Source organism: Stenotrophomonas sp. Steno-C18, from assembly GCF_056393195.1.
Map to the genome: position 1 here is coordinate 120,942 of NZ_JBWJOX010000003.1, position 20,275 is coordinate 141,216.

Consider the following 20,275-nt stretch of genomic DNA (forward strand, 5'->3'; position numbering starts at 1 on the left):
TCCCGGCGCCCGGCCTTGAACCGGCCGGGCTTTGCCCACAGTCTTGGGGCATGTCTGATACACGCATCACCCTTCCGCACTGGGACGAGCTGGCCACCTTGGCCGATGACGCCCTGCCACTGCTGCCGACCGCGCTGCTGATTGCCCGTGACGAGTATCCCGAGCTGGATCCGGCCGCCTACGAGCGCCTGCTGCAGGCCCATGCCGACCACCTGCGCGTGGAGGTGGACGCCACTCGCGAGTGGCCGCTGAAGATCGCCGCCATCAACCACCACCTGTTCAACGAGGTGGGCTACAGCGGCAACAACGACGAGTACTACGACCCGCGCAACAGCTACCTCAACGAGGTGTTCGAGCGGCGCCTGGGCAACCCGATCTCCTTGGCGATGGTACAAATCGAGGTCGCGCGCCGGCTGGGCCTGCCGCTGGAAGGCATTTCCTTCCCCGGCCATTTCCTGGTGCGGCTGCCGGTGGATGACGGCGTGCTGATCATGGACCCGTTCAACGGCGGTCGCCCGCTCGGCGTGGATGAACTGCGCGAGCGGGCGCGCACCAACCTGGGCGGGCAGGCACCGGACGACAGCGTGCTGGCGCAGATCCTGGACCCGGCCCCGCACCGCGCGATCCTGATGCGCATGCTGCGCAACCTGTATGGCGTGTACGCCGAGCGCGGGGAATGGGACCGCGCCGCGCGCAGTGCCGACCGCGTCCTCAAGCTGGCCCCCGAACAGGCCGATGCGGTACGCGACCGTGGCCTGGCCTACCTGCAGTTGGAACACCTGGCCGGCGCCCGCGCCGACCTGGCGCGCTACCTGAAGATGGAACCGGAGGCCAGTGACGCGGCCAGCATCCGCGACCGCCTGGTCGAGCTGGGCGGCGAGCGCCCCAAACTGCACTGATCCCGCAGGAGCGGCCTCGGCCGCGAAGCCGGTACCGCCCCGGAGCTGCAAGCAACGCCAACCCTCCCGAGGAGGTTACCTGCGACCCGCAGGCCCGCGCCTGCCGTCACCGGAGCCACCGCCGGCTCCGCGGCCAAGGTCGCCCCTGCCGGGGCTCAGTCCAGCTCGACCATCTCGAAGTCGTCCTTGGTCACGCCGCAGTCCGGGCAGGTCCAGGTGTCGGGCACGTCCTCCCAGCGCGTGCCCGGGGCGATGCCCTCTTCCGGCAGCCCATCGGCCTCACGGTAGATGAAACCGCAGACGACGCACATCCAGTTGCGGAAGGTGGAGGCCGTGGCATCAGACATCGGGGATAATCGCCGCAATGAGAAACGGCGTTGATTGTCACACTCCCGCCGCCGTACCGGTAGCCATCATGTCCCCAGCTTCTCCCGCCGCCCGCGGCGTGTACCTGATCACCCCCGACGAAACCGACAGCGCGCGCCTGCTCGCGCGCGTGCAGCCACTGCTGGCCGGCACCACCTGGCTGCAGTACCGCAACAAGGCGGTGGATGGCCCGACCCGGCTGGCCCAGGCCACGGCATTGCAGGCGCTGTGCAGCGCGGCCGGGGTGCCGCTGATCATCAACGACGATGCGGCGCTGGCGCAGCAGGTCGGTGCCGCCGGCGTGCACCTGGGCGAGGACGATGGCGACATCGCCGCGGCCCGCGCCCTGCTCGGGCCGCAGGCCATCATCGGCGCCTCCTGCTACGACGAACTGGCCCTGGCCGAACGTGCCGTGCAGGCCGGGGCCAGCTACGTCGCCTTCGGCGCATTCTTCCCCAGCCGCAGCAAGGTCACTCCCCGCCGCGCAAGCACCGACCTGCTGCGACAAAGCGCCGCACTGGGCGTGCCGCGGGTGGCGATCGGTGGGCTGACCCCGGACAATGCAAGGCCCGTTGTCGAAGCCGGTGCGGACCTGCTCGCGATCATCAGCGGCGTGTTCGCCGAGGATGATCCGGTGGCTGCGTTGCAGGCGTACCGGCGCTGTTTCCACACTGATTGAATTCACCTGACAGCTGAAAGGCACGGCTTTTCCCTTCTCCCGTCGGCGGGAGAAGGTGCCCCGAAGGGGCGGATGAGGGGAGCTTTTTGCGCCTGGAAGCCCCCTCCCCCCCCTCTCCCGCAAGCGGGAGAGGGGCTTTGAATCCGCGCGCTTCAACGCTGTTGGAACCTTACAGAGGAGTTACCCATGAACCACGCCCAATCCCACGCCCTGTTCGCGCGCGCCCAGACGCTGCTGCCAGGTGGTGTCAATTCACCGGTGCGCGCGTTCAAGTCGGTCGGCGGTGAACCGTTCTTCGTGGAACGCGCCGACGGCGCCTACCTGCATGACGTCGATGGCAACCGCTACATCGATTACGTCGGCTCATGGGGCCCGATGATCGTCGGCCACAACCATCCGGCCGTGCGCGACGCCGTGCAGCAGGCCATCGGCAATGGCTTGTCGTTCGGTGCGCCGTGCCCCGCCGAAGTGACCATGGCCGAGACCATCACCGCGCTGGTGCCGTCGTGCGAGATGGTGCGCATGGTCAACTCCGGTACCGAAGCCACCTTGTCGGCCATTCGACTGGCACGTGGCGCCACCGGCCGCAACAAGATCGTGAAGTTCGAGGGCTGCTACCACGGCCATGGCGATTCGTTCCTGGTCAAGGCCGGCAGCGGCATGCTGACCCTGGGCGTGCCGACCTCACCGGGCGTGCCGGCCGGGCTGAGCGAACTCACCCTCACCCTGCCCTACAACGATTTCGAGGCGGCCACCACGCTGTTCGAACAGCAGGGCACGGACATCGCCGGCCTGATCATCGAACCGGTGGTCGGCAACGCCAACTGCATCCCACCGCGCGATGGCTACCTGCAGCACCTGCGCGCACTGTGTACGCAGTACGGCGCGCTGCTGATCTTCGACGAAGTGATGACCGGCTTCCGCGTCGCCCTGGGCGGTGCGCAGGCGCATTACGGCATCACCCCGGACCTGACCACCTTCGGCAAGATCATCGGCGGCGGCATGCCGGTGGGCGCGTATGGCGGCCGTCGCGAATTGTTGTCGCAGATCGCCCCGGCCGGCCCGATCTACCAGGCCGGCACGCTCAGCGGCAATCCGGTGGCGATGGCGGCTGGTTTGGCGATGTTGCAGCTGATCCAGGAACCCGGCTTCCATGACCGCCTCACTGCGGCCACCGCCAAGCTGTGCGATGGGCTGGAAGCGGCTGCGCGCGATGCCGGTGTTTCGGTCACCACCAATCGCGTCGGCGCGATGTTCGGCCTGTTCTTCACCGATGAGAAGGTGGAAACGTATGCGCAGGCCACTGCCTGCGACATCCCGGCGTTCAACCGCTTCTTCCACGCGATGCTGGAGCGTGGTGTGTTCCTGGCACCGTCGGCGTACGAAGCCGGCTTCCTGTCCAGCGCGCACGATGATGCGGTGATCGAGGCCACGCTGGTTGCAGCGCGCGAGGCGTTCAAGGTGGTGGCAGCGGGCTGAGCCTGCGGCACGATCTGCAGATAGAAAGGCGAAAGCCCTCCCTCATCCGCCCTGCGGGCACCTTCTCCCGCGTGCGGGAGAAGGGCTTGGTCTATCGCGAACTGAAATCGTGCAGCATCCCTGGCGCTCACGCTGCCCCCATCCCTTCTCCCGTCTACGGGAGAAGGTGCCCGCAGGGCGGATGAGGGCCGCTCCACGTGTGCTGCTACCACAGCCCGCTCAGCCGAAAACGAGCTTGCCCTTCATCAGTCCCCAATGCCCCGGGAACGAGCAGAAGAAGGTGTAGTCCCCCCCGCGCGCCAATTTGCTGGTCGGGAAGCGCACCCGGGTGGTCTGGCCACCACCGATCACCGGCGTGAACGCGATCACCCGCGCATCGTTCTTCGGCAGATAACTGTCGGCCAACGTCGCGCGCATGCCGGCCGTGGCCACCGGCTGGAAGTCCGGCGTACGGGTCAGCACCCAGTTGTGGCCCATCGCCGTGGCGCCCAGCTTGCCGGTGTGGCGCAGCGTCAGGTCGACCTGGGTGCAATCGGCGGCAACACGGATTTCCGGCAACGAGAACTGCATGCGGTCATTGCCCTCGATGGTCACCGCACAGGTGCGGGCCATGGCGGGTGCGGCGGGCAACAGGACCGCAAGGGCCAACAGCAGGGAATAACGCTTCAAGCACAACTCCGTGAATACGTGGGTTGCGGTGATTCTAGGCAAGCTGCGCGGATGGCACCTGCGACGGGATGTCGCAGGGATGCAGGAACCGGCGCGCGCGTCGATACTTCCCCTCCATCCCACCTGCCCCCGCCTTGATGCCTGCTCCCCATGCACTGCTGCTCGACTTCGATGGCCTGCTGGCCGACTACGACCACCGTCGGTTCCTGCAGGTGCTGGCAACCGCCGCGGGCGTCGAATCACCGCAACTGGATGCCGTGCTGCGCGGACAATCGTTGGAACTTGCCCATGCCCGCGGTGCATTGGCCGGCGGGGCATTGCTGGAGGCGCTGAACGATGCACTGGGCAGCACGCTGCAGGCCAAGGACTGGCTGGCCGCACGCCGAGCGGCGAGCACGCCGCGGCGTGACTGCATTGCCCTGCTCGGTCGCATTCCAGCCCACGTGCGCGTTGCGGTCCTGACCAACAATGGCGCGCTGACGTTGCCGCTCATCGCGCAACTGCTGCCGGACATCCGGGTGCTGGGCAGCGCCCAACTAGGTATGCGCAAGCCTGATCCCGCCACCTATCAAGCCGCCTGCGACATGCTCGGCTGCCCGCCGTCGCGCACGTTGCTCGTGGATCACTTGTTCCGCAACGTGCAGGGCGCGCGTGCGGCAGGCCTGCTGGCCGATACCGCCTATCACGCGCAGTCGTTGCGGCGGCTGTTGCAGCGCCACCGCCTGCTCTGAACGGCATCGCTGGCTGATCGCGCCGGCCACCGCCGGCGCGATCCTACGCATCACGGCAAGGGCGTCCCGCTCCCGCTACCGGACGCCGTACACGTCGCCGCGTCGCCATGGCAGCGACGACGTGCGCCATCGCCGACGCCGAGCTCATCGCCTTCGCCGAACATCGGCACGCTGGCACCCTGCTGGCCGAACCGCACCTGCAGGCCAATGCTATTGCTGCGCATCGCATTGCGGCCCTGCTCGTGCCCGAGCAGCAGCGAGAACATCCAGCCGCTGTCCAGCTGCAGGTCCATCCCCGCCCCCAGCGCCAGCATGTCGTCGTTGTAGCTGCGCATCGCCAGCACGTAATCGGAGCCCTGCGGCCGCTGCACGTAGTTCATCGCGACATCACCGCGGTTCTCCAATGCGCTGCGGTACTCGATGCTCCAGTACGGACGCCAGTTCAGCCGCTCGCGCTTGAAGCTCAGGCTGCCTTCCAGGCCCACCGCCAAGGCACTGTTGTCCACGCGCTGGCGGCCATAGTCCAGGTCGTAGATGCCCAGCCCATGCTCGCGGTAGCCATCCAGGGTCGCGCGGTGGCCGTCGTAGCGGCCATACCCGGTCACGCTCATGCCGTTGGCATGGCGATGCTCATAGCCGACCGTCAGTGACCCGAACCACTGGTCTCCCTTGCGCGAGGCCTGTGCGCTGGCATTGGCCGGCTCGCTCCAGCGGGTCAGGTCGAAGTCCAGCCGGCCGTTGGCCAGCAGGCCGTCCACGAACAGGTGCTCGCCCAGCCGCCACAGCCCATAGGCCGCCAGCGAAAGCTGGTCGGCATCGGCCTTGGAAGGGCTGCCATCGAAGTCGGTGCCCTGCCGGCCCCAACTGCCGGCCATGCCGAACAACAGGTTCTCGCCCACCGCGCGGTCGGCGCCGAGAGTGATGCCGCCGGTGTCGAAATCGAAGCCACCGCCCGCGCGCCCGTTGCGGCCAACCTTGCCGAAGGTGGCGGTACCGGCCAGCCACAGCCCCCAGCCCTGCGGCAAGGCCGGCAGCGCCGCCTCCGCCGCCTGGCCGACCGGCAGGGTCAGGCCCGAGGACTGCTGGCTGCCCGCATAGGCCAGCGCGAAGTTGAAGTTGCTGGCGTTGGTACCGCTGCGTACCTGGCGCAGGCGCGCGCGGATGTTGTCTCCCTGCACCTGGGCAAAGCGCACGCTGGCATCGACCTGCGCCTGCAAGCCACCACTGACCTGCCCGTCATGGGTCGGATCGGGGCGAGCATTGACGGTCAGCTGCAGCTGCACCGTGGCCGCGGCGAAGTTGTTGGTCGCCGCCTGGGTCGCCACCAGCACGGTGGTGCCCTCACCGACCAGGGTGACGGTACGCCCGCTGATCGTGGCCACCGCCGGGTTGCTGCTGGCATAGCTGAAGGCACCGGGACTGCTGCTATGCGGTGCCGGCAGTTCGAAGGCATCCTCGCCCTGGGTCCGGGTCAGGTCGCCCAGCCAGGACAGCTGCGGCGTCCCCACCGCGATGTTCACGTCCAGCCGGACCTGCGTGGCCGCCTGGTACATCGCGTTGCCGGCCTGGTCGGCGGTCAGCCCGCAGGTGCCGGCAGCGAGCATCGTCACCGTCGTCCCGCTGACCGTGCACACCGCCGGCGTGCTGGAGGCGAAGCTGACCGGGTTGCCCGAACCGCCCCCGTTGGCGCCCAGGGTGAAGCTGCCGCCCTGCACGTAGACCGGTTCGGCCGGCGTGGCGACGAAGGCGGAGATCACCTGCGCGCCGGCCTGCACCTGGAAATGATAGGCCTGCACACCGGTGAAGCCGTTCGCGTCGGTGACCTGCACGCTGAAGTCGTAGTTTCCGGCCGCGCTGGGCTCACCTTCGATGCGGCCGGACTCGAGCAGCGTCAGGCCCGGCGGCAACGCGCCGCTGGACAGACTGAAGCGGTACGGGCGGGTCCCCCCGCTGGCACCGAGCTGCTGCTGGTAGCCCACGTCGGCGGTGGCCGGCGGCAGTGCCGGGTCCAGCTGCAGGCTGGGCGCTGCCACCACCAGCGTGTAGTGGCGGGTCACGGAGAACGGACCGGCGCCGGTGCTGCTGTCGGTGACGGTGATGTCAAAGCCAAAGCTGCCCGCGCCGGTGGGCACGCCGGACAACTCACCATCGGCCGACAGGACCAGACCGGTAGGCAATGTGCTGGCCGCATAGGTGTACGGCGCCGTACCGCCACTGGCGGTCACGCGCTGCGTGTAGGCGTTGGACGCGGTGGCCGCTGCCAGGCTGGTCGGGCCCAGTTCCAGGGGCGGCACGCTCACGGTCAGGCTGACCCGCGCCGGCGCGGAGGTTCCGCCGGGGCCGGTGGCGACATAGGTGAAGGTGTCCGGGCCCGAATAACCGGGTGCGGGCACGTAGCTGACTACATCGCCGGCGATGCTGGCGGTGCCGTGCTGCGGTGCGGTGGAGATGGCGATCGCGGCGTGCACGCCGGTGATCGAGGACGCCAGATCGATCGGTGTACCCGGGCTCTGATACGGCACCATCACCGCCCTGTCCGCAGCAACCGGCGCGGCGGGGGTGGCGACGGTCAGGCTTACCGTGGCGATGTTGGACGTGCCACCGGTCCCGGTGGCCGTAAAGGTGAAGCTGTCCGTGCCGAAGTAGCCGGCCGTGGGCGTGTAGGTCACCACATCGCCAGCGACGCTGGTGGTGCCATGTGCCGCCGCGCTGCCGATCGCGATGCTGTGGTGCGTGCCGGTGATCGCGCCGGAGAGGTCGATCGCCGTGCCGGTGCTGTTGTACGGCACCGTGACGCCGGTCGTGTCCGCGGCCACCGGCTTGTCGATGAAGGTGTAGGTGGCGTTGCTGGTACTGGCCTGGCCGTTCACCGCGACGGTCACCGCAACCGGGCCGCTGCCGGCCGCCGGTGTGGTGACCGTCAGCGAGGTGGCCGACGCTGCCGTGACGGTGCCGTTGCCGGCGCCGCCGAAACTGACCAGGTTGTTGCCCGGCGTCGTGCTGAAACCGGTGCCACTGATCGTGACCACCTGGCTGGCCGGACCGGCATTGGGCGAGATGGTGCTGACCGTCGGCACGACGGCGAAGCTGTTGCCGATCGTCGACTGCGTGGTCGGATAGCCGCTGGGCGTGAACGCGCCCAGCACGAACCCCATGGCGGAACCCGCCGTGGTCCCGTTGTAGCCGAAGGTGACGGTGCAGCTGCCCGCCGGCACCACCACATTGGTGAGCTGCACGGTGTTCATGCTCGGCACCGATGCGGAGCCGACCAGGCAGCTCCCCCCCGGTACCGCGGGAATCCGCGAGACGAGCACCGGCGAAGTAAGCAGCACGCTGAAGGCGGGGCTGCTCGATGCATTCGGATTGGTGAAGGTGATCGTGACCTGTCCGGCCGCGCCGACACCGATCTGACCGGGTGAGAAATCGACCGCTGCGGCGATGCCGCCGGCCGCACCGATGTTGATGCTGTGCTGGGCCTGCGCGGCCGCGTTCCAGTTGCTGTCGCCCGCCTGGTTGGCGTTGATCATGCAGGTGCCGACAGCAGTGAAGGTCAGCGTGCCGCCCGCAAGCACGCAGCCACTGCTGCCTGCAGCCAGCGACACCGTCGGCGTCAATCCCGAACTTGCCACCGCGGTCACGCTGTAGGGCGCCCCGCCCACCTGCACCAGGCTGGGCAGCGATGGCATGAAGCCGACCGTCTGGTTGCCCTTGGCGATCGTCACGCTGACGATCGCGCCGACCGCGATGGCGGATGGAGCCTGGCTGTCGGTGACCCGGAGCTGATAGGCGAAGCTGCCGGCGACGGTCGGCGTGCCCGACACCAGTCCGGTCGACATGTTGAGCGAGGTGCCCGGCACCAACGCGCCGGCGTTCAGCGCATAGGTATAGGGCGCGGCACCGCCGGTTGCCACATTGCTCTGGCTGTAGTTGTCCCCCACGCGCGGAGCGGACGCCGCGCCGGCGTTGAGCACCAGGTTCGCCGGCGTCACCGTGAAACTCCGCACGACGTCAGCCGCAGGGGCCCAGCCGGCATCGCCGTCCTGGCTGGCGATGATCGAGCAGGTACCCGGCTGCAGCAGGGTCACCGAGGTACCGACGACCGAGCAGACCCCCATCGTGATCGAGGTGAAACCGACCGTGAGACCCGAGGATGCGGTGGCCGACAGCGCCAGCGGCGAGGCGCTGAGCGAGACATTGGGCAGCGCATTGAACGTGATCGTCTGGCTGCCCTGGGCCACGCTGACACTGTAGGACTGCACCCGGCTGTAGGGGCCGCCACTGCCGGCGCTGGAAGCGTCGGTGACGGTGATGTCGAAGTTGTAGGTTCCGGCGACGGTCGGCGTACCCGACAGCGTGCCGTCCGCCAGGGTCAGGCCCGGCGGAACCGCGCCGGACGTTCGCGCATACACGTAGGGCGTGGTGCCGCCGTTGGCGGTGAAGGTCTGCGAATAGGCGACACCGGCAGCGCCACCCGGCAACGCGCCGGACGCCGGCGACAGGCTCAGCACCGGCGCGGCGATCGTCAGCGACAGCGCGCCGGTGGTCTGCGAGAAGGGCCCGATGCCGAGCGTGCTGTCGGTCACCGTGGCGGTGAAGTTGAAGGTACCGCTGGCCGCCGGCGTGCCACTGATCGTGCAGTCGGTGTTGAGCTGGGTGCCCGCGGGCAGCGCGCCCGTGGCCAACAGGTTCGAGCAGTTGTAGGGCGCCCTGCCACCGGACGTGCTGATCTGCACGCCCGACAGCGCGACGCCCCGTGTCCCGTTGCCGATCAACGTCGAGGACAGCACCGGGTTGCTGACCGGCACGGTGACCGTGGCCGGAGCGGAGGTACCACTCGAGTTGGTCGCGGTGAAGGTGAAGCTGTCATTGCCGCGGAAGCCGATCGGCGCGAAGTACATCACCAGCCCCGCCGGATCGACCGCCACCGAGCCCCCCTGCGCGGTGGTGGTGGAGCCGACGGCATAGTTTGTCGGCGCGTGGGTGGCATGGCCGGCCAGGCTGAGCGGCACGCCGCTGGCGTTGTAGGTCACCGCCGCGGACGTGAACGAACTTGCGACCGGTACGTCCAGGTAGCTGTACTGGTTCGCGCCACTGGTCGCACTGGTACCGCCCGGTGTGGTCACCGTGACGTGATAGTTGCCGACCAGGTTGGCCGGCGCGGTGGCGGTGATCTGTGTGTTGCTGTTGATGGTGTAGCTGGCAGCGGCCCCACCAAACCACACCGCACCGGTTCCCGGAGCGGCAGCGAAACCGCTGCCGATGATGGTCACCGTGGTGCCGCCGACGCTTGGCCCGGAGGCGGGCGACACCGTGGTCACCGTGGGCGCGGCGACATACGTGTACATGTTCGCGGTAGCGGGCGCGCTGGCGCCACCCGGCGTGCTCACCCTGATGTTGTAGGTACCGGGCGCATTGGCTGGCGCGATGGCGGTGATCTGCGTGTTGCTGTTGATGATGTAGATGGCAGTGGCACCACCAAACTGCACCGCGCCCGTTGCCGGCGCGGCAGAGAAACCGGTACCGGTGAGGATCACCGTGTCACCGCCAACGGTCGGACCGGCGGTGGAGGACACCGCGGTCACGGTCGGCGCGGGCACATACGTGTACTGGTCCCCGAAGTGGGTCGTGCTGGTTCCGTTGGGCGTGGTGACGGTGATGTCGTAGGTGCCCGCTGCGTTCGCCGGGGAGGTGGCGTTGATCGACGTGTCGCTGTTGATGACATAGCCGGCCGTGCTGGCGCCGAATTTCACCGCCCCGGTCAGGTTGGCAGCAGCGAAGCCGCTGCCCACGATGCTCACCGTCATGCCGCCCCCCGTCGGCCCCGCATTGGGCGCCACCGACTGGATCACCGGCAGCGACATCACCGAAATGGTGAACGCCTTCTCGTAAGTGGCGTTCTGCGAATTGGTGCTGCGGACGCGGACGCTCTTCTGCGTCCCTGGGGTGAACGTCGATGGATTGTTGGCCAGCAGGCTGTTGCCGGAGATCTGGAAGGCCGGGTTGTCGGTGTCGCCCGCCCCCGTCACCAGCGTGTACGTGAAGGTCTCGCCCACCCCCGCATCACTGGTGGAGAACGTTCCCACCGTCGCATTGAAGCCGCCTCCGACGCCCACGGACTGGTTGCTGAGCTGGATGTCGGTGGGCACGGCATGGGCCAGCTGCGGGACGCACAGCAGCAGCGCCAATACCAGCGCGACGCACCCTCCCGTCAGCCCATGCGCGCGGCCATATGCATGGCGAGCCGATTCCGGCTGCCATGCCGCCAACCAACGCGCAACCGTTCCGCTCCCTGCCAAGAGCCGACTCGCCTGATGCATACAATTTCCCCCTGTTGACAACCACACCCGAAGACGGCCCACCCAGCGGGTGCCCGACCATGAGAACGCTCTTATCCAATCAACCGTAGAAACCGGGGAAATCCAATCACGCTCCTCCCGGGGGAGCGGAAGCTGCCAGCGGCATGCCCCATCGGCTCGAATCCGCCAAGCCAGCCAATACATCGGCCTGACCCGGCCGCACTGTAGTGCATCCGGGTTCTCGCCATTGCCTGCCCAACCGAGCGCCCCCGCTCGTAAGTGGGCAAGAAAAAGGCAGGGTGCATCGCACCCTGCCCTCACTCAACGTGGCTGCACCCGGTCGCCCGGGCGCCCTCAGCGCCCCGCCATGTAGGCCGCAATCGCCTCACGCACGCGCTTGAGGCCTTCGGCGACCTCCTCGTCGGTGATGTTCAACGCCGGCACGAAGCGCAGCACGCTGGTGCCGGCCTGCAGGATCAGCACCTGCTTCTCGGCGGCCAGGTCCAGCAGCGCGCCGATGTCGGCCACGTACTCGGGCTTGAGCACCGCGCCGATCATCAGGCCCATGCCGCGCACCTGCTCGAACACGCCGAATTCTTCGCCGATGGCCTCCAGCCCGGCCTTCAGCGCGGCCGACTGGCGCACCACGTTGGCCTTGATCTCGTCGGAGGACAGCTTGCGCAGCGCCACGCGGGCGACCGCCGCAGCCAGCGGGTTGCCGCCGAAGGTGCTGCCGTGCGCGCCCACGCCCATCACCTCGGCCACCTTCGGGCCGGCCAGCATCGCGCCGACCGGGAAGCCACAGCCCAGCGCCTTGGCCAGGGTGACGATGTCCGGGGTGACGCCCCAGTTCCAATGCGCGAACAGTTCACCGGTGCGGCCCATGCCGACCTGGATCTCGTCCAGCACCAGCAGTGCGTCGTGCTGGTCGCACAGCTCGCGGGCACGGCGCATGAACTCGGCGCTGGCCGGCATCACGCCGCCTTCCCCCTGCACCGGCTCGAACATCACCGCGGCCACGTCGCCGCCGGCCATCGCCGCTTCCAGCGCGGCCACGTCGTTGAAGTCCACGTAACGGAAGCCGCCGGGCAGCGGCTCATAGCCTTCCTGGTACTTGGGCTGGGCGGTGGCGGTCACCGTGGCCAGGGTGCGGCCATGGAAGCTGCCACGGAAAGTGACGATGAAGCGTTTGTCCGGCGCACGGCCCTGCGCGGTGGCCCACTTGCGCACCAGCTTGATCGCCACTTCGTTGGCCTCGGCGCCGGAATTGCACAGGAATACGCGCTTGGCAAAACGCGAGGCCTCCACCAGCTCCTGCGCCAGGTGCAGCGGCGGCTCGCTGTAGAACATGTTGCTGGTGTGCCAGAGCTTGTCGGCCTGCGCGAACAGGGCCGCCTTCAGGTCGGCGTCGTTGTGGCCCAGGCTGCACACCGCGATGCCGGCCGCCAGGTCGATGAACTCCCGCCTCTGCGTATCCCAGACCCGCGCGCCCTGGCCACGCTCCAGCACCAGCTGGCGCGGACGGTAGACCGGAAGGTAGTAGTTGGACAGGGACAACAGCGGTTCAGCGGCGGCAGTCATGGCGTTCCGGAGGGGTGGGTGTGAAAGCCGCATTGTCCCCCATTCCACGGGCTGCGGCACAATGTACGGATGCGCCTGTTTTCTGCCCCCCAACTGAACCCCGCCAGCGAGTCCGGCTGGCGCCGCCGCTGGTTCGACATCATCCACCGCACCGACACCCCGCCTTCGCGCCGGTTCGACCTGCTGCTGGTCTGGGCCATCCTGGCCAGCGTGCTGGTGGTGATGGTCGACAGCGTGCAACGCATCCACGTGGCCTGGGCCAGCTGGTTCTACGTGGTCGAGTGGGGGTTCACCCTGCTGTTCACCGCCGAGTACGTGCTGCGCCTGCTGGTGGTGCGGCGGCCGCTGCGCTATGCGTTCAGCATCTGGGGGATCATCGACCTGCTGGCGATCCTGCCCTCGTACATCTCCTTCTTCGTGCCCGGCGCGCAGAGCCTGCTGGTGGTGCGCGTGCTGCGCCTGCTGCGGGTGTTCCGCATCCTCAAGCTGACCCGCTACATCGAGGAAAGCGGCGTGCTGATGCTGGCGTTGTGGCGCAGCCGGCGCAAGATCCTGCTGTTCCTGTCGATGGTGGTCACCATCGCGATCATCGCCGGCGCCCTGATGTACGTGATCGAGGGGCCGGCCTACGGCTTCAGCAACATCCCGACCAGCATGTACTGGGCGGTGGTGACGATGGCGACGGTGGGTTTCGGCGACATCGTCCCGCACACCACGCTCGGCCGCTTCATCACCTCGGCGTTGATCCTGGTCGGTTACAGCATCCTGGCTGTACCGACCGGCATCTACACCGCCGAACTGGCCGGCACCATGCTGCGCGAGCGTCGCCAGGACACCCGCGGCTGCGTGGTCTGCGGCCATGAGGGCCACGAGGCCAAGGCCCACTACTGCAACCGCTGCGGGCATGAGCTGCCCGAGCCGCTGGAGCCCTGAGCACCTACCGTGCTTCACGGCCGAGGCCGCGCCTGCGGGGTTGCTCAGTCGAGGAACAGGTCCGGCAACAGCGGCCTGGACGGGTCCACCGCATAGCCGGACAGGTCGGTGACACCGGCCTCGGCCAGCACTTCATCGTCGATCAGGAACTTCCCGGTCAAGCCGGCCGCCGGACGGGTCAGCACCGCGTGCGCGGCATCGGCCAGGATCTCCGGGCGGCGGCAGCCGGCCGGGTCCACGCCGGGAATCATGTTGATCGCGTCGGTGGCGATGATGGTGCGCGGCCACAGCGCGTTGACCGCCACGCCCTGCGGGCCGAACTCACCGGCCAGGCCCAGGGTGACGAAGCTCATGCCCATCTTGGCCAGCGTGTAGGCGGTATGCGGCGCCCACCACTTCGGGTCCAGGCTCGGCGGCGGCGCAAGCGTCAGGATATGCGGGTTCGGGGCCTTGAGCAGGTGCGGCAAGCAGGCCTGCGCGCACAGGAAACTGCCGCGTGCGTTGACCTGCTGCATCAGATCGAAGCGCTTCATCGGCGTGTCCAGCGCACCGCGCAGCCAGATCGCCGAGGCGTTGTTGACGAGGATGTCGATGCCACCAAAGGCATCCACGGTGGCGGCCACCGCCGCGTTGACCTGGTCCTCCTCGCGGATGTCGCACTTCAGCGCCAGCCCCTGGCCACCGGCGGCAGTCACCGCCTCGGCGGCGCTGTGGATGGTGCCCGGCAGCTTGGGGTTGGGCACCGCCGACTTGGCGGCGATGGCCACGTTGGCACCGTCGCGCGCAGCACGCAGTGCAATGGCCAGGCCGATGCCCCGCGAGGCGCCGGTGATGAAAAGGGTCTTGCCTTGCAGGCTGCTCATGCGCACTCCAACGGGTAGGAAACCTCCCGCATTATGCCGGTGCATCATGCCTGCGGTTCGACACTTTGCGTTCATGCATCATGCCGATACTGGTGCGGCATTCTCCCCCTGAGATCCAATGATGAAAACGCTGTACCGCACCACCCCGCTGCTGCTCGTGCTCGCCCTTGCCGCCTGCCAGAACCGGCAATCGGCCGGCGAAGTCCCGCCGGTGGTGCACGATGTCACCGCACACACCACCGGGCTGGGCAGCACCGGCGGCAAGCTGGACGCCAGCGCGGTGTGGGATGGGTCGCTTGATGCCTGCCGCAACGCTGCAACCGCCAGCGATACCTGCCTGATCGACACCCTTCGCAAGGGCGGCGCCTCGGCCGCCGCACTCATCGCCGCGCGCAATCTGGCCGCGCAGGACAATCCGGGATATGTCAGCGCCTGGCAGAGCGTGGAAGGCGTGGGCGTGGCGACGCTGGAGTTCCCGTTCCGCGCCAACACCAACGAAGGCACCTGGCTGGTTGACGCCAGCGGCCGGACCGTCGACGTGGACCGGGACGTGCTGGACGACAACACCCGCAGCCTGCCTGAATACAAGGCGTTCATCACCGGGCACCCGGACGCGGTCCCGTTCGCGCCGGCCATCGCCAGCGGCAGCGATGCACTGCCCGACGGCGGCGTGCGCCTGCGTTACCGCACGCCGCTGCGCAGCTGCCACGCCTGTGCCGACGAGGGCATGCTGACCATCGGCTACGACTTCGACGCCAAGCGGAATTTCAGGGGCAGGCAGTTGGTCGAGCTGCGCTGAGTCCCTTCCGGGCACCGGTGCCGGCCACGCCGGCCGGTGCCCCGTCCCTCGCTGCGGTTCAAGGCTTCGGCCCCTGCCCTTCGTTGTCTTCCCAGTGCAGGATGCGCCGGGTGACGAAGCGGTACACCGGCTTGCCGGTGGCGAACCACAGTTCGCGCACCCAGGAATGGCGCTTGAGCAGCCGCCGCTCCACCGGCGTCAACGCCGCGCCGCAGTACATGCGCTTGTGCTTGAGCAGGTGGCGCAGGTCCTCGCGGGCCAGCAGCCGCATCCAGCGCGAGCGCGGGTTGCCGCAGACCGCCAGCTGGAAGTCGATCAACGCCGGCGAGCCATCCTCGCGCACCAGCCAGTTGGCCTCCTTGGCCAGGTCGTTGTGGGCGATGCCCTGGCGGTGCACGCGCTGCAGCAGGCGCCGCGCGGCGCGGAAATAGGCCAGGTCACCTCGGGGCGGGCGCTGGTACATGGCCGCCCCCTCCATGTAGCTGCGGTCCAGCCAGCGGCCGTCCCAGCCGAGCAGGCGCGGCGTGGCCTCCATGCCATCCAGCCTGGCCAACGCCCGCGCCTCGCGCCGGGCCAGCCACCAGGCCGGCAGGCGCAGCCACGGCGGCGTGGCCCCGAGGTCACGGCGGACAAAGCGGCCGTGCTCCCCGTCGACCAGCAGGATACGGCCGAAACTGTCGGCTTTCAGCGTAGTGAAGGTGTCAGGCGAAGAGTCCAGCATGCCCCCATTCTAGTGGCCTGCCGGGCTTTCATTCACCGACACGGCAGGTGAACGACCCGCCGCCACGCCAATGGAACCTGCAACGGAAGCAGCGGTCTGAACGGGCCCTGCCACTATAATCGCCCGATGAATTCTTCCTGGATCGACGCCACGCTTGCGTGGATCGCCGCTCATCCGGTTTTGGCCGGTGCCGCGATTTTCGCCATCGCCTTCTGTGACTCGGTAATCATCCTCGGCACCATCGTGCCGGCGTTGCCGCTGATGATCGCGGTGGGCGTGCTCATCGGCATGGGCGAGCTGTCCGGTCCCTACGCGATCGCCTGCGCCACGCTGGGCGCGTTCGCCGCCGATGGCCTGAGCTACTGGGTCGGCCGTCGCTGGGGCGACCGGCTGCGCGGCGTCTGGCCGGTCAGCCGCTACCCGCAGCTGCTTGACCGCGGCGAGCTGATGTTCCGCCGCAACGCCTTCAAGAGCATCCTGGTGGCGCGCTACGTGGGCGCGATCCGCCCGTTCGTGCCAGCCATCGCCGGCATGGCGAACATGCCCTTCCGCAACTACCTCAAGGCCAGCGGCATCGCCTGCCTGTCCTGGGCGGTGCTGTTCCTGCTGCCCGGCTGGGCGCTGGGCCAGGCCTACGACGCGGTGGCGGCGGTCGCCGGCAGCCTGTTCCTGGTGCTGGCCCTGCTCGGCGCGATGCTGGGCCTGGTCTGGGCCATCGTGCTGTACAGCTACCGCTGGTCGGCCGCGCGCATGGACGGTTGGCTGGCGCGCGTGCTGGCCTGGTCGCAGCGCCACCCGCAGTTGCTGGGCCGTTCGCTGACCGACCTGTTCGACCCCAAGCGGCGTGAATCGGTGCCGCTGGCGATGCTCGCCCTGATGCTGCTACTGCTCGGCTGGGGCTGGTTCGTGCTGCTGATGGTGGTGGTCGCGCATGGCGAACCGCTGGCGCTGGACCTGGCCGTGCACAAGCTGATGCTGGCCCTGCGCAACCCGCTGGCCGACTATCCGATGGCCGCGCTGGCCTCGCTGGGCGACTGGCAGGTACTGCTGCCGGCCATCGGCGCGGCCATGGGCTACCTGGCCTGGCGCCGGCGCTGGATGGCGGTGGTGCATTGGCTGGCGGCGCTGGCCTTCGGCCTGGCCCTGACCAAGCTGCTGGGCGCCACGGTGGACGTGGTCCGCCCGCCCTCGGCCAGCAGTGGCTTCGGCTTCCCGTCGGTGGCGGTGACCATGGCCACGATCACCTTCGGCTTCTTCGCCGTGCTGATCGGCCGTGAGCTACCCGGCCGCACCCGCGTCTGGCCGTACCTGCTCTCCGGCGTGGTGGTCACCGCGATTGGCTTTGCCCGCATCTACCTGGGCGCACACTGGCTCAGCGACGTCATCGGCGGCATGTTGTTCGGCATCTTCTGGCTGTTGTTGCTGGGCGTGGCCTACCGCCGCCGCTTCAACCGTTCGTTCTGGGTCAAGCCGGTGGCCTGGCTGTTCTACGGCGTGTTCGTGCTGGCCGGCTTCTGGTATGCACCGCGCAACGTGCCGGCCAAACTGGCCAAGTTCGAGCCGGTGGCCGCCGCGCCGCAATCGATGGTGTCAACGCATTGGTGGCAGGACGGCTGGCGCGAGCTGCCGGCCCGTCGCAACGAGTTCGATGACGACCAGCGCTGGCCGCTGGACGTGCAGGTCGCCGGCCCGTTGGCACCCCTGCAGCAACAGCTGGAGCGCAAGGGCTGGACCGTGCAGCCGCAGGCCGGCTGGCAGCAGGCGCTGGCGATGCTGGAGCAGAAAGCCTCGCCGCAGGACGTGCCGGTGCTGCCGGCCACCCTGGACAGCAACGTCGAGGCACTGCTGTTGCTGCACCCGGGCACGCGACCGGACGAGGTCTATGCGCTGCGGCTGTGGCCTTCGGCCGTACGCCTGGAGCCGGGGCAAGCCCAGGTCTGGCTGGGCAGCGCGCAGACGCTGCGCTTCCAGCGCCACCTGAAGCTGTTCGGCATGTGGCGCCCGCTGCGCGGCGTGGATCCCGCGCTGGATACGCTCAAGCAGTCGCTCGACGGCATGCCCAACCAGCAGCAGGTGCAGCCGGAAACCGGCCTGCCGTTGCTGATGATCCGCAGCCAGGAAACACCGGCGCCGTAACAGCGGTGATGCCCGCGGCGCCGGATCCGGCAACGTGGATGGAGCTCCTGGCGGAGGTCAGAGATCCTGTTCCTGCGGGATGTCGAAGCCGGGGATCCATTCGAGCAGGCGCTCCAGGCGCCGGTGCGGATCGTCTTCGTGCAGCAGCATCACCCGCTGCTGCTCCTGCAACGGCAACAGTTCCGCCAATCGCCAGCCCACCCAGGCCGCCTGGTCGAACTGTGCCGGGCCGGCCGAGGCATACTCACCGCCCGCCTGTTCAAGAATGCGTTCGAGCAGGATGCCGAGCAGCGCATGCTCCGGCTGCAGTTCATCGTCGCTGTCACGCTCGCGCCATTCCACCTCGGCCACGACCAGGCCGTTGTCACGCACGCGCGTCTGCCGCACGTGGAAGCGACGACCGCCACGCAGGCGCAGCACCAGGACGCCATCGGCACCCACGTCGAAATCCTCGACCAGGGCTTCCACGCCCCACGCGGCGGGCGTTGCCGGCGTGCCGACCTCCTCGCCCTCCAGGATCAGGCAGACGCCGAACGTGCCGCCCTTGCGCCCGCATTCGCGTACCAGGTCCAGGTAACGCGCCTCGAACACGCGCAACCCCAGCGAGGCACCCGGCAACAGCGTCGAATGCAAGGGAAACAGCGGCAGGCTTTGCGTGGCAGTCATCGGCAACAGAAACGGCGGACCGGGGCTGATGGTACCCCAGCCCGCCGTGGGCCATCGTCGCAGGCGCCGGCAGGACGCCGTCAGAAGTTGTACTTCACGTGCGTGTGCACGCGGTTCATGTCGCCCTTCTCGCCATTCTCCAGGCGACGCTGCGCATGGCTCAGCTCCACGCCCAGGTCCAGCTTGGGGAATGGCGAATAGATCAGGTTGGCGCGCACCGACTGCGCCTTGTCGGTGACTTCATAGCCGGTCCAGGCCGTGTCGTTGTCGAGCACGGCGACCGAATAGACCAGGTTGCCGCGCAGCTTGGGCGAGAACGCGTGGCGCCACGCGGCGAAGCCACCGTAGCCGTCCATCGCGTGCAGGCGTCCTTCCTCATCCAGCACGGTGTCGCTGCCCAGCGCGAAGCCGAGGTAACGGCCCACACCGGCACCGCCACTGACCATGTAACGCAGGTCGTCATTGGCCCCCATGTTGAACTTGCCCGACACGCTCAGGGCACCGCCGCTTTCGTTGTGCCCGTCGTAGCGGAAGTTGCGCAGCAGCGCGGCAACGGTGAAGTGGCCCCAATCACCGCGGGTGAGCCAGCGCGCGGTCAGGTCGGGCATCACGTCGGTGCTGCTGTTGATGCGCGCGCCCTTGCCGCCGAACGGGGTGATCGTGGTCTGCGGGTTCTCCGCCGAGAACGACCACGCGCCGCGGGTGTAACGCAGCTGTGCCTGGCGCGAGAAGATGGTGCCTTCCGACGGACCGGTGAAGTCCACCGTGTCCGGCAGCGCCGCCACGTCCTGGAAGTTGGACCAGGTCTGGCCGGCCAGCCAGTTGTTCCAGCTCACGTAGGCCTGGCGCAGGGTGAGCGCGTAGGTGTTGGTGATGACCTCGTTGCCGGCGAAGGCGTTGCTGCCACCGCCGTACATGTCCGCCTCGATGTAGGCCTTGAGCTTGTCGCCGCGCTCGGTGGTGGTATCGGCACCGAGCCAGAAGCGCGAGAACTGTGCATGCACGTCGGTATAGCTGGCGCTGCGCCCCTTGCCATCGACCGCCACCGGCGTGGCACCGGGGAAGTAGAACAGGCGCCCGGCCGAGCCGTCGGCGATCTCGCCGTCACTGGTACGGGTGTACATCGAATCGAGCTTGATGAAACCGCCGAAGGAGAACTTCGTGCCTGGCATCGCGTTGGGCATCACGACGGCCGGCGCCGCCGGTGCGGCAACGCGGGTGGCGTCGAGCGTTGTCGCCGTCGGCGCCGTAGCGGCATTGGCATTGGCAGCATCACGCTGCTGGTAGGCCTGCAGCATGTCGCGCATCTGCTGCATCTCCTGCTCCAACTGCGCCATGCGTGCCTCCATGGCCTGCGCATCCATGGCCTGCGCCAGCGCGCTCAGCGGCATCGCCGCCAGTACCGCCGTGGTGGCCAGGGCGGCCAGTTTCTTGTTACCGATCATCGTTTTCCCCTC

General features: G+C 68.4%; 15 protein-coding genes. 7 read left to right on the top strand and 8 right to left on the bottom strand.

Going from position 1 to position 20,275, the window contains the following annotated elements:
- The first annotated feature begins 50 nt into the window (after nucleotides 1–50).
- Entirely contained in the window at nucleotides 51–899 is an 849-nt protein-coding gene (locus AC06FE_RS07855; protein ID WP_192287537.1) for a SirB1 family protein, read from the top strand.
- Between the two features lie 155 nt (nucleotides 900–1,054).
- Here AC06FE_RS07855 and AC06FE_RS07860 read toward each other — a convergent pair whose 3' ends face one another.
- On the bottom strand, nucleotides 1,055–1,246 hold the full coding sequence (locus tag AC06FE_RS07860) for a rubredoxin (protein ID WP_132865487.1): 192 nt from the start codon (nucleotides 1,244–1,246) through the stop codon (nucleotides 1,055–1,057).
- 68 nt (nucleotides 1,247–1,314) lie between these two features.
- On the opposite strand from AC06FE_RS07860, the gene thiE reads away from it, so the two are divergent.
- Both thiE and hemL read left to right on the top strand, forming a co-directional pair.
- Nucleotides 1,315–1,944 (top strand): thiamine phosphate synthase, encoded by a 630-nt coding sequence (thiE, locus tag AC06FE_RS07865; protein WP_446540070.1) that lies wholly within the window; start codon nucleotides 1,315–1,317, stop codon nucleotides 1,942–1,944.
- Between the two features lie 186 nt (nucleotides 1,945–2,130).
- Entirely contained in the window at nucleotides 2,131–3,423 is a 1,293-nt protein-coding gene (hemL, locus tag AC06FE_RS07870; RefSeq protein WP_192287539.1) for a glutamate-1-semialdehyde 2,1-aminomutase, read from the top strand.
- 219 nt (nucleotides 3,424–3,642) lie between these two features.
- On the opposite strand, the gene azu is transcribed toward hemL, so the two are convergent.
- Complete coding sequence (gene azu / locus AC06FE_RS07875) at nucleotides 3,643–4,035, bottom strand: azurin (RefSeq protein WP_478072884.1); 393 nt, start codon at nucleotides 4,033–4,035, stop codon at nucleotides 3,643–3,645.
- 194 nt (nucleotides 4,036–4,229) lie between these two features.
- Here azu and AC06FE_RS07880 point away from each other — a divergent pair, with 194 nt between their 5' ends.
- Entirely contained in the window at nucleotides 4,230–4,823 is a 594-nt protein-coding gene (locus AC06FE_RS07880) for an HAD-IA family hydrolase (RefSeq protein WP_478072728.1), read from the top strand.
- Between the two features lie 50 nt (nucleotides 4,824–4,873).
- On the opposite strand, the gene AC06FE_RS07885 is transcribed toward AC06FE_RS07880, so the two are convergent.
- Both AC06FE_RS07885 and AC06FE_RS07890 read right to left on the bottom strand, forming a co-directional pair.
- Nucleotides 4,874–11,008, bottom strand: coding sequence for an autotransporter domain-containing protein (locus AC06FE_RS07885; RefSeq protein ID WP_478072729.1), 6,135 nt, complete (start codon nucleotides 11,006–11,008; stop codon nucleotides 4,874–4,876).
- Nucleotides 11,009–11,473: 465 nt separating this feature from the next.
- Nucleotides 11,474–12,700: an acetylornithine transaminase gene (locus AC06FE_RS07890; RefSeq protein WP_478072730.1), complete on the bottom strand. Its 1,227-nt coding sequence runs from the start codon at nucleotides 12,698–12,700 to the stop codon at nucleotides 11,474–11,476.
- Between the two features lie 69 nt (nucleotides 12,701–12,769).
- Between AC06FE_RS07890 and AC06FE_RS07895 the strand changes: the two genes are divergently transcribed.
- Nucleotides 12,770–13,633 carry an ion transporter gene (locus tag AC06FE_RS07895; RefSeq protein WP_192287544.1) on the top strand — a complete coding sequence of 288 codons (864 nt, stop codon included), beginning with the start codon at nucleotides 12,770–12,772 and terminating at the stop codon, nucleotides 13,631–13,633.
- A 44-nt stretch (nucleotides 13,634–13,677) separates the two neighbouring features.
- Here the strand turns inward: AC06FE_RS07895 and AC06FE_RS07900 are convergent, their stop codons facing one another.
- Nucleotides 13,678–14,496 (bottom strand): SDR family oxidoreductase, encoded by an 819-nt coding sequence (locus tag AC06FE_RS07900; RefSeq protein WP_478072731.1) that lies wholly within the window; start codon nucleotides 14,494–14,496, stop codon nucleotides 13,678–13,680.
- Between the two features lie 118 nt (nucleotides 14,497–14,614).
- Between AC06FE_RS07900 and AC06FE_RS07905 the strand changes: the two genes are divergently transcribed.
- Nucleotides 14,615–15,295 carry a hypothetical protein gene (locus AC06FE_RS07905; protein WP_478072732.1) on the top strand — a complete coding sequence of 227 codons (681 nt, stop codon included), beginning with the start codon at nucleotides 14,615–14,617 and terminating at the stop codon, nucleotides 15,293–15,295.
- 58 nt (nucleotides 15,296–15,353) lie between these two features.
- Here the strand turns inward: AC06FE_RS07905 and AC06FE_RS07910 are convergent, their stop codons facing one another.
- Nucleotides 15,354–16,016 carry a phosphotransferase gene (locus AC06FE_RS07910; protein WP_478072733.1) on the bottom strand — a complete coding sequence of 221 codons (663 nt, stop codon included), beginning with the start codon at nucleotides 16,014–16,016 and terminating at the stop codon, nucleotides 15,354–15,356.
- A gap of 126 nt (nucleotides 16,017–16,142) precedes the next feature.
- On the opposite strand from AC06FE_RS07910, the gene AC06FE_RS07915 reads away from it, so the two are divergent.
- The gene (locus AC06FE_RS07915; RefSeq protein WP_313252046.1) at nucleotides 16,143–18,152 is read left to right on the top strand and encodes a bifunctional DedA family/phosphatase PAP2 family protein; all 2,010 of its coding nucleotides are present in this window, start codon (nucleotides 16,143–16,145) and stop codon (nucleotides 18,150–18,152) included.
- Between the two features lie 57 nt (nucleotides 18,153–18,209).
- On the opposite strand, the gene AC06FE_RS07920 is transcribed toward AC06FE_RS07915, so the two are convergent.
- On the bottom strand, nucleotides 18,210–18,818 hold the full coding sequence (locus AC06FE_RS07920; RefSeq protein ID WP_132865498.1) for an LON peptidase substrate-binding domain-containing protein: 609 nt from the start codon (nucleotides 18,816–18,818) through the stop codon (nucleotides 18,210–18,212).
- Nucleotides 18,819–18,898: 80 nt separating this feature from the next.
- Nucleotides 18,899–20,263: a DcaP family trimeric outer membrane transporter gene (locus tag AC06FE_RS07925; protein ID WP_478072734.1), complete on the bottom strand. Its 1,365-nt coding sequence runs from the start codon at nucleotides 20,261–20,263 to the stop codon at nucleotides 18,899–18,901.
- Nucleotides 20,264–20,275: the final 12 nt, after the last annotated feature.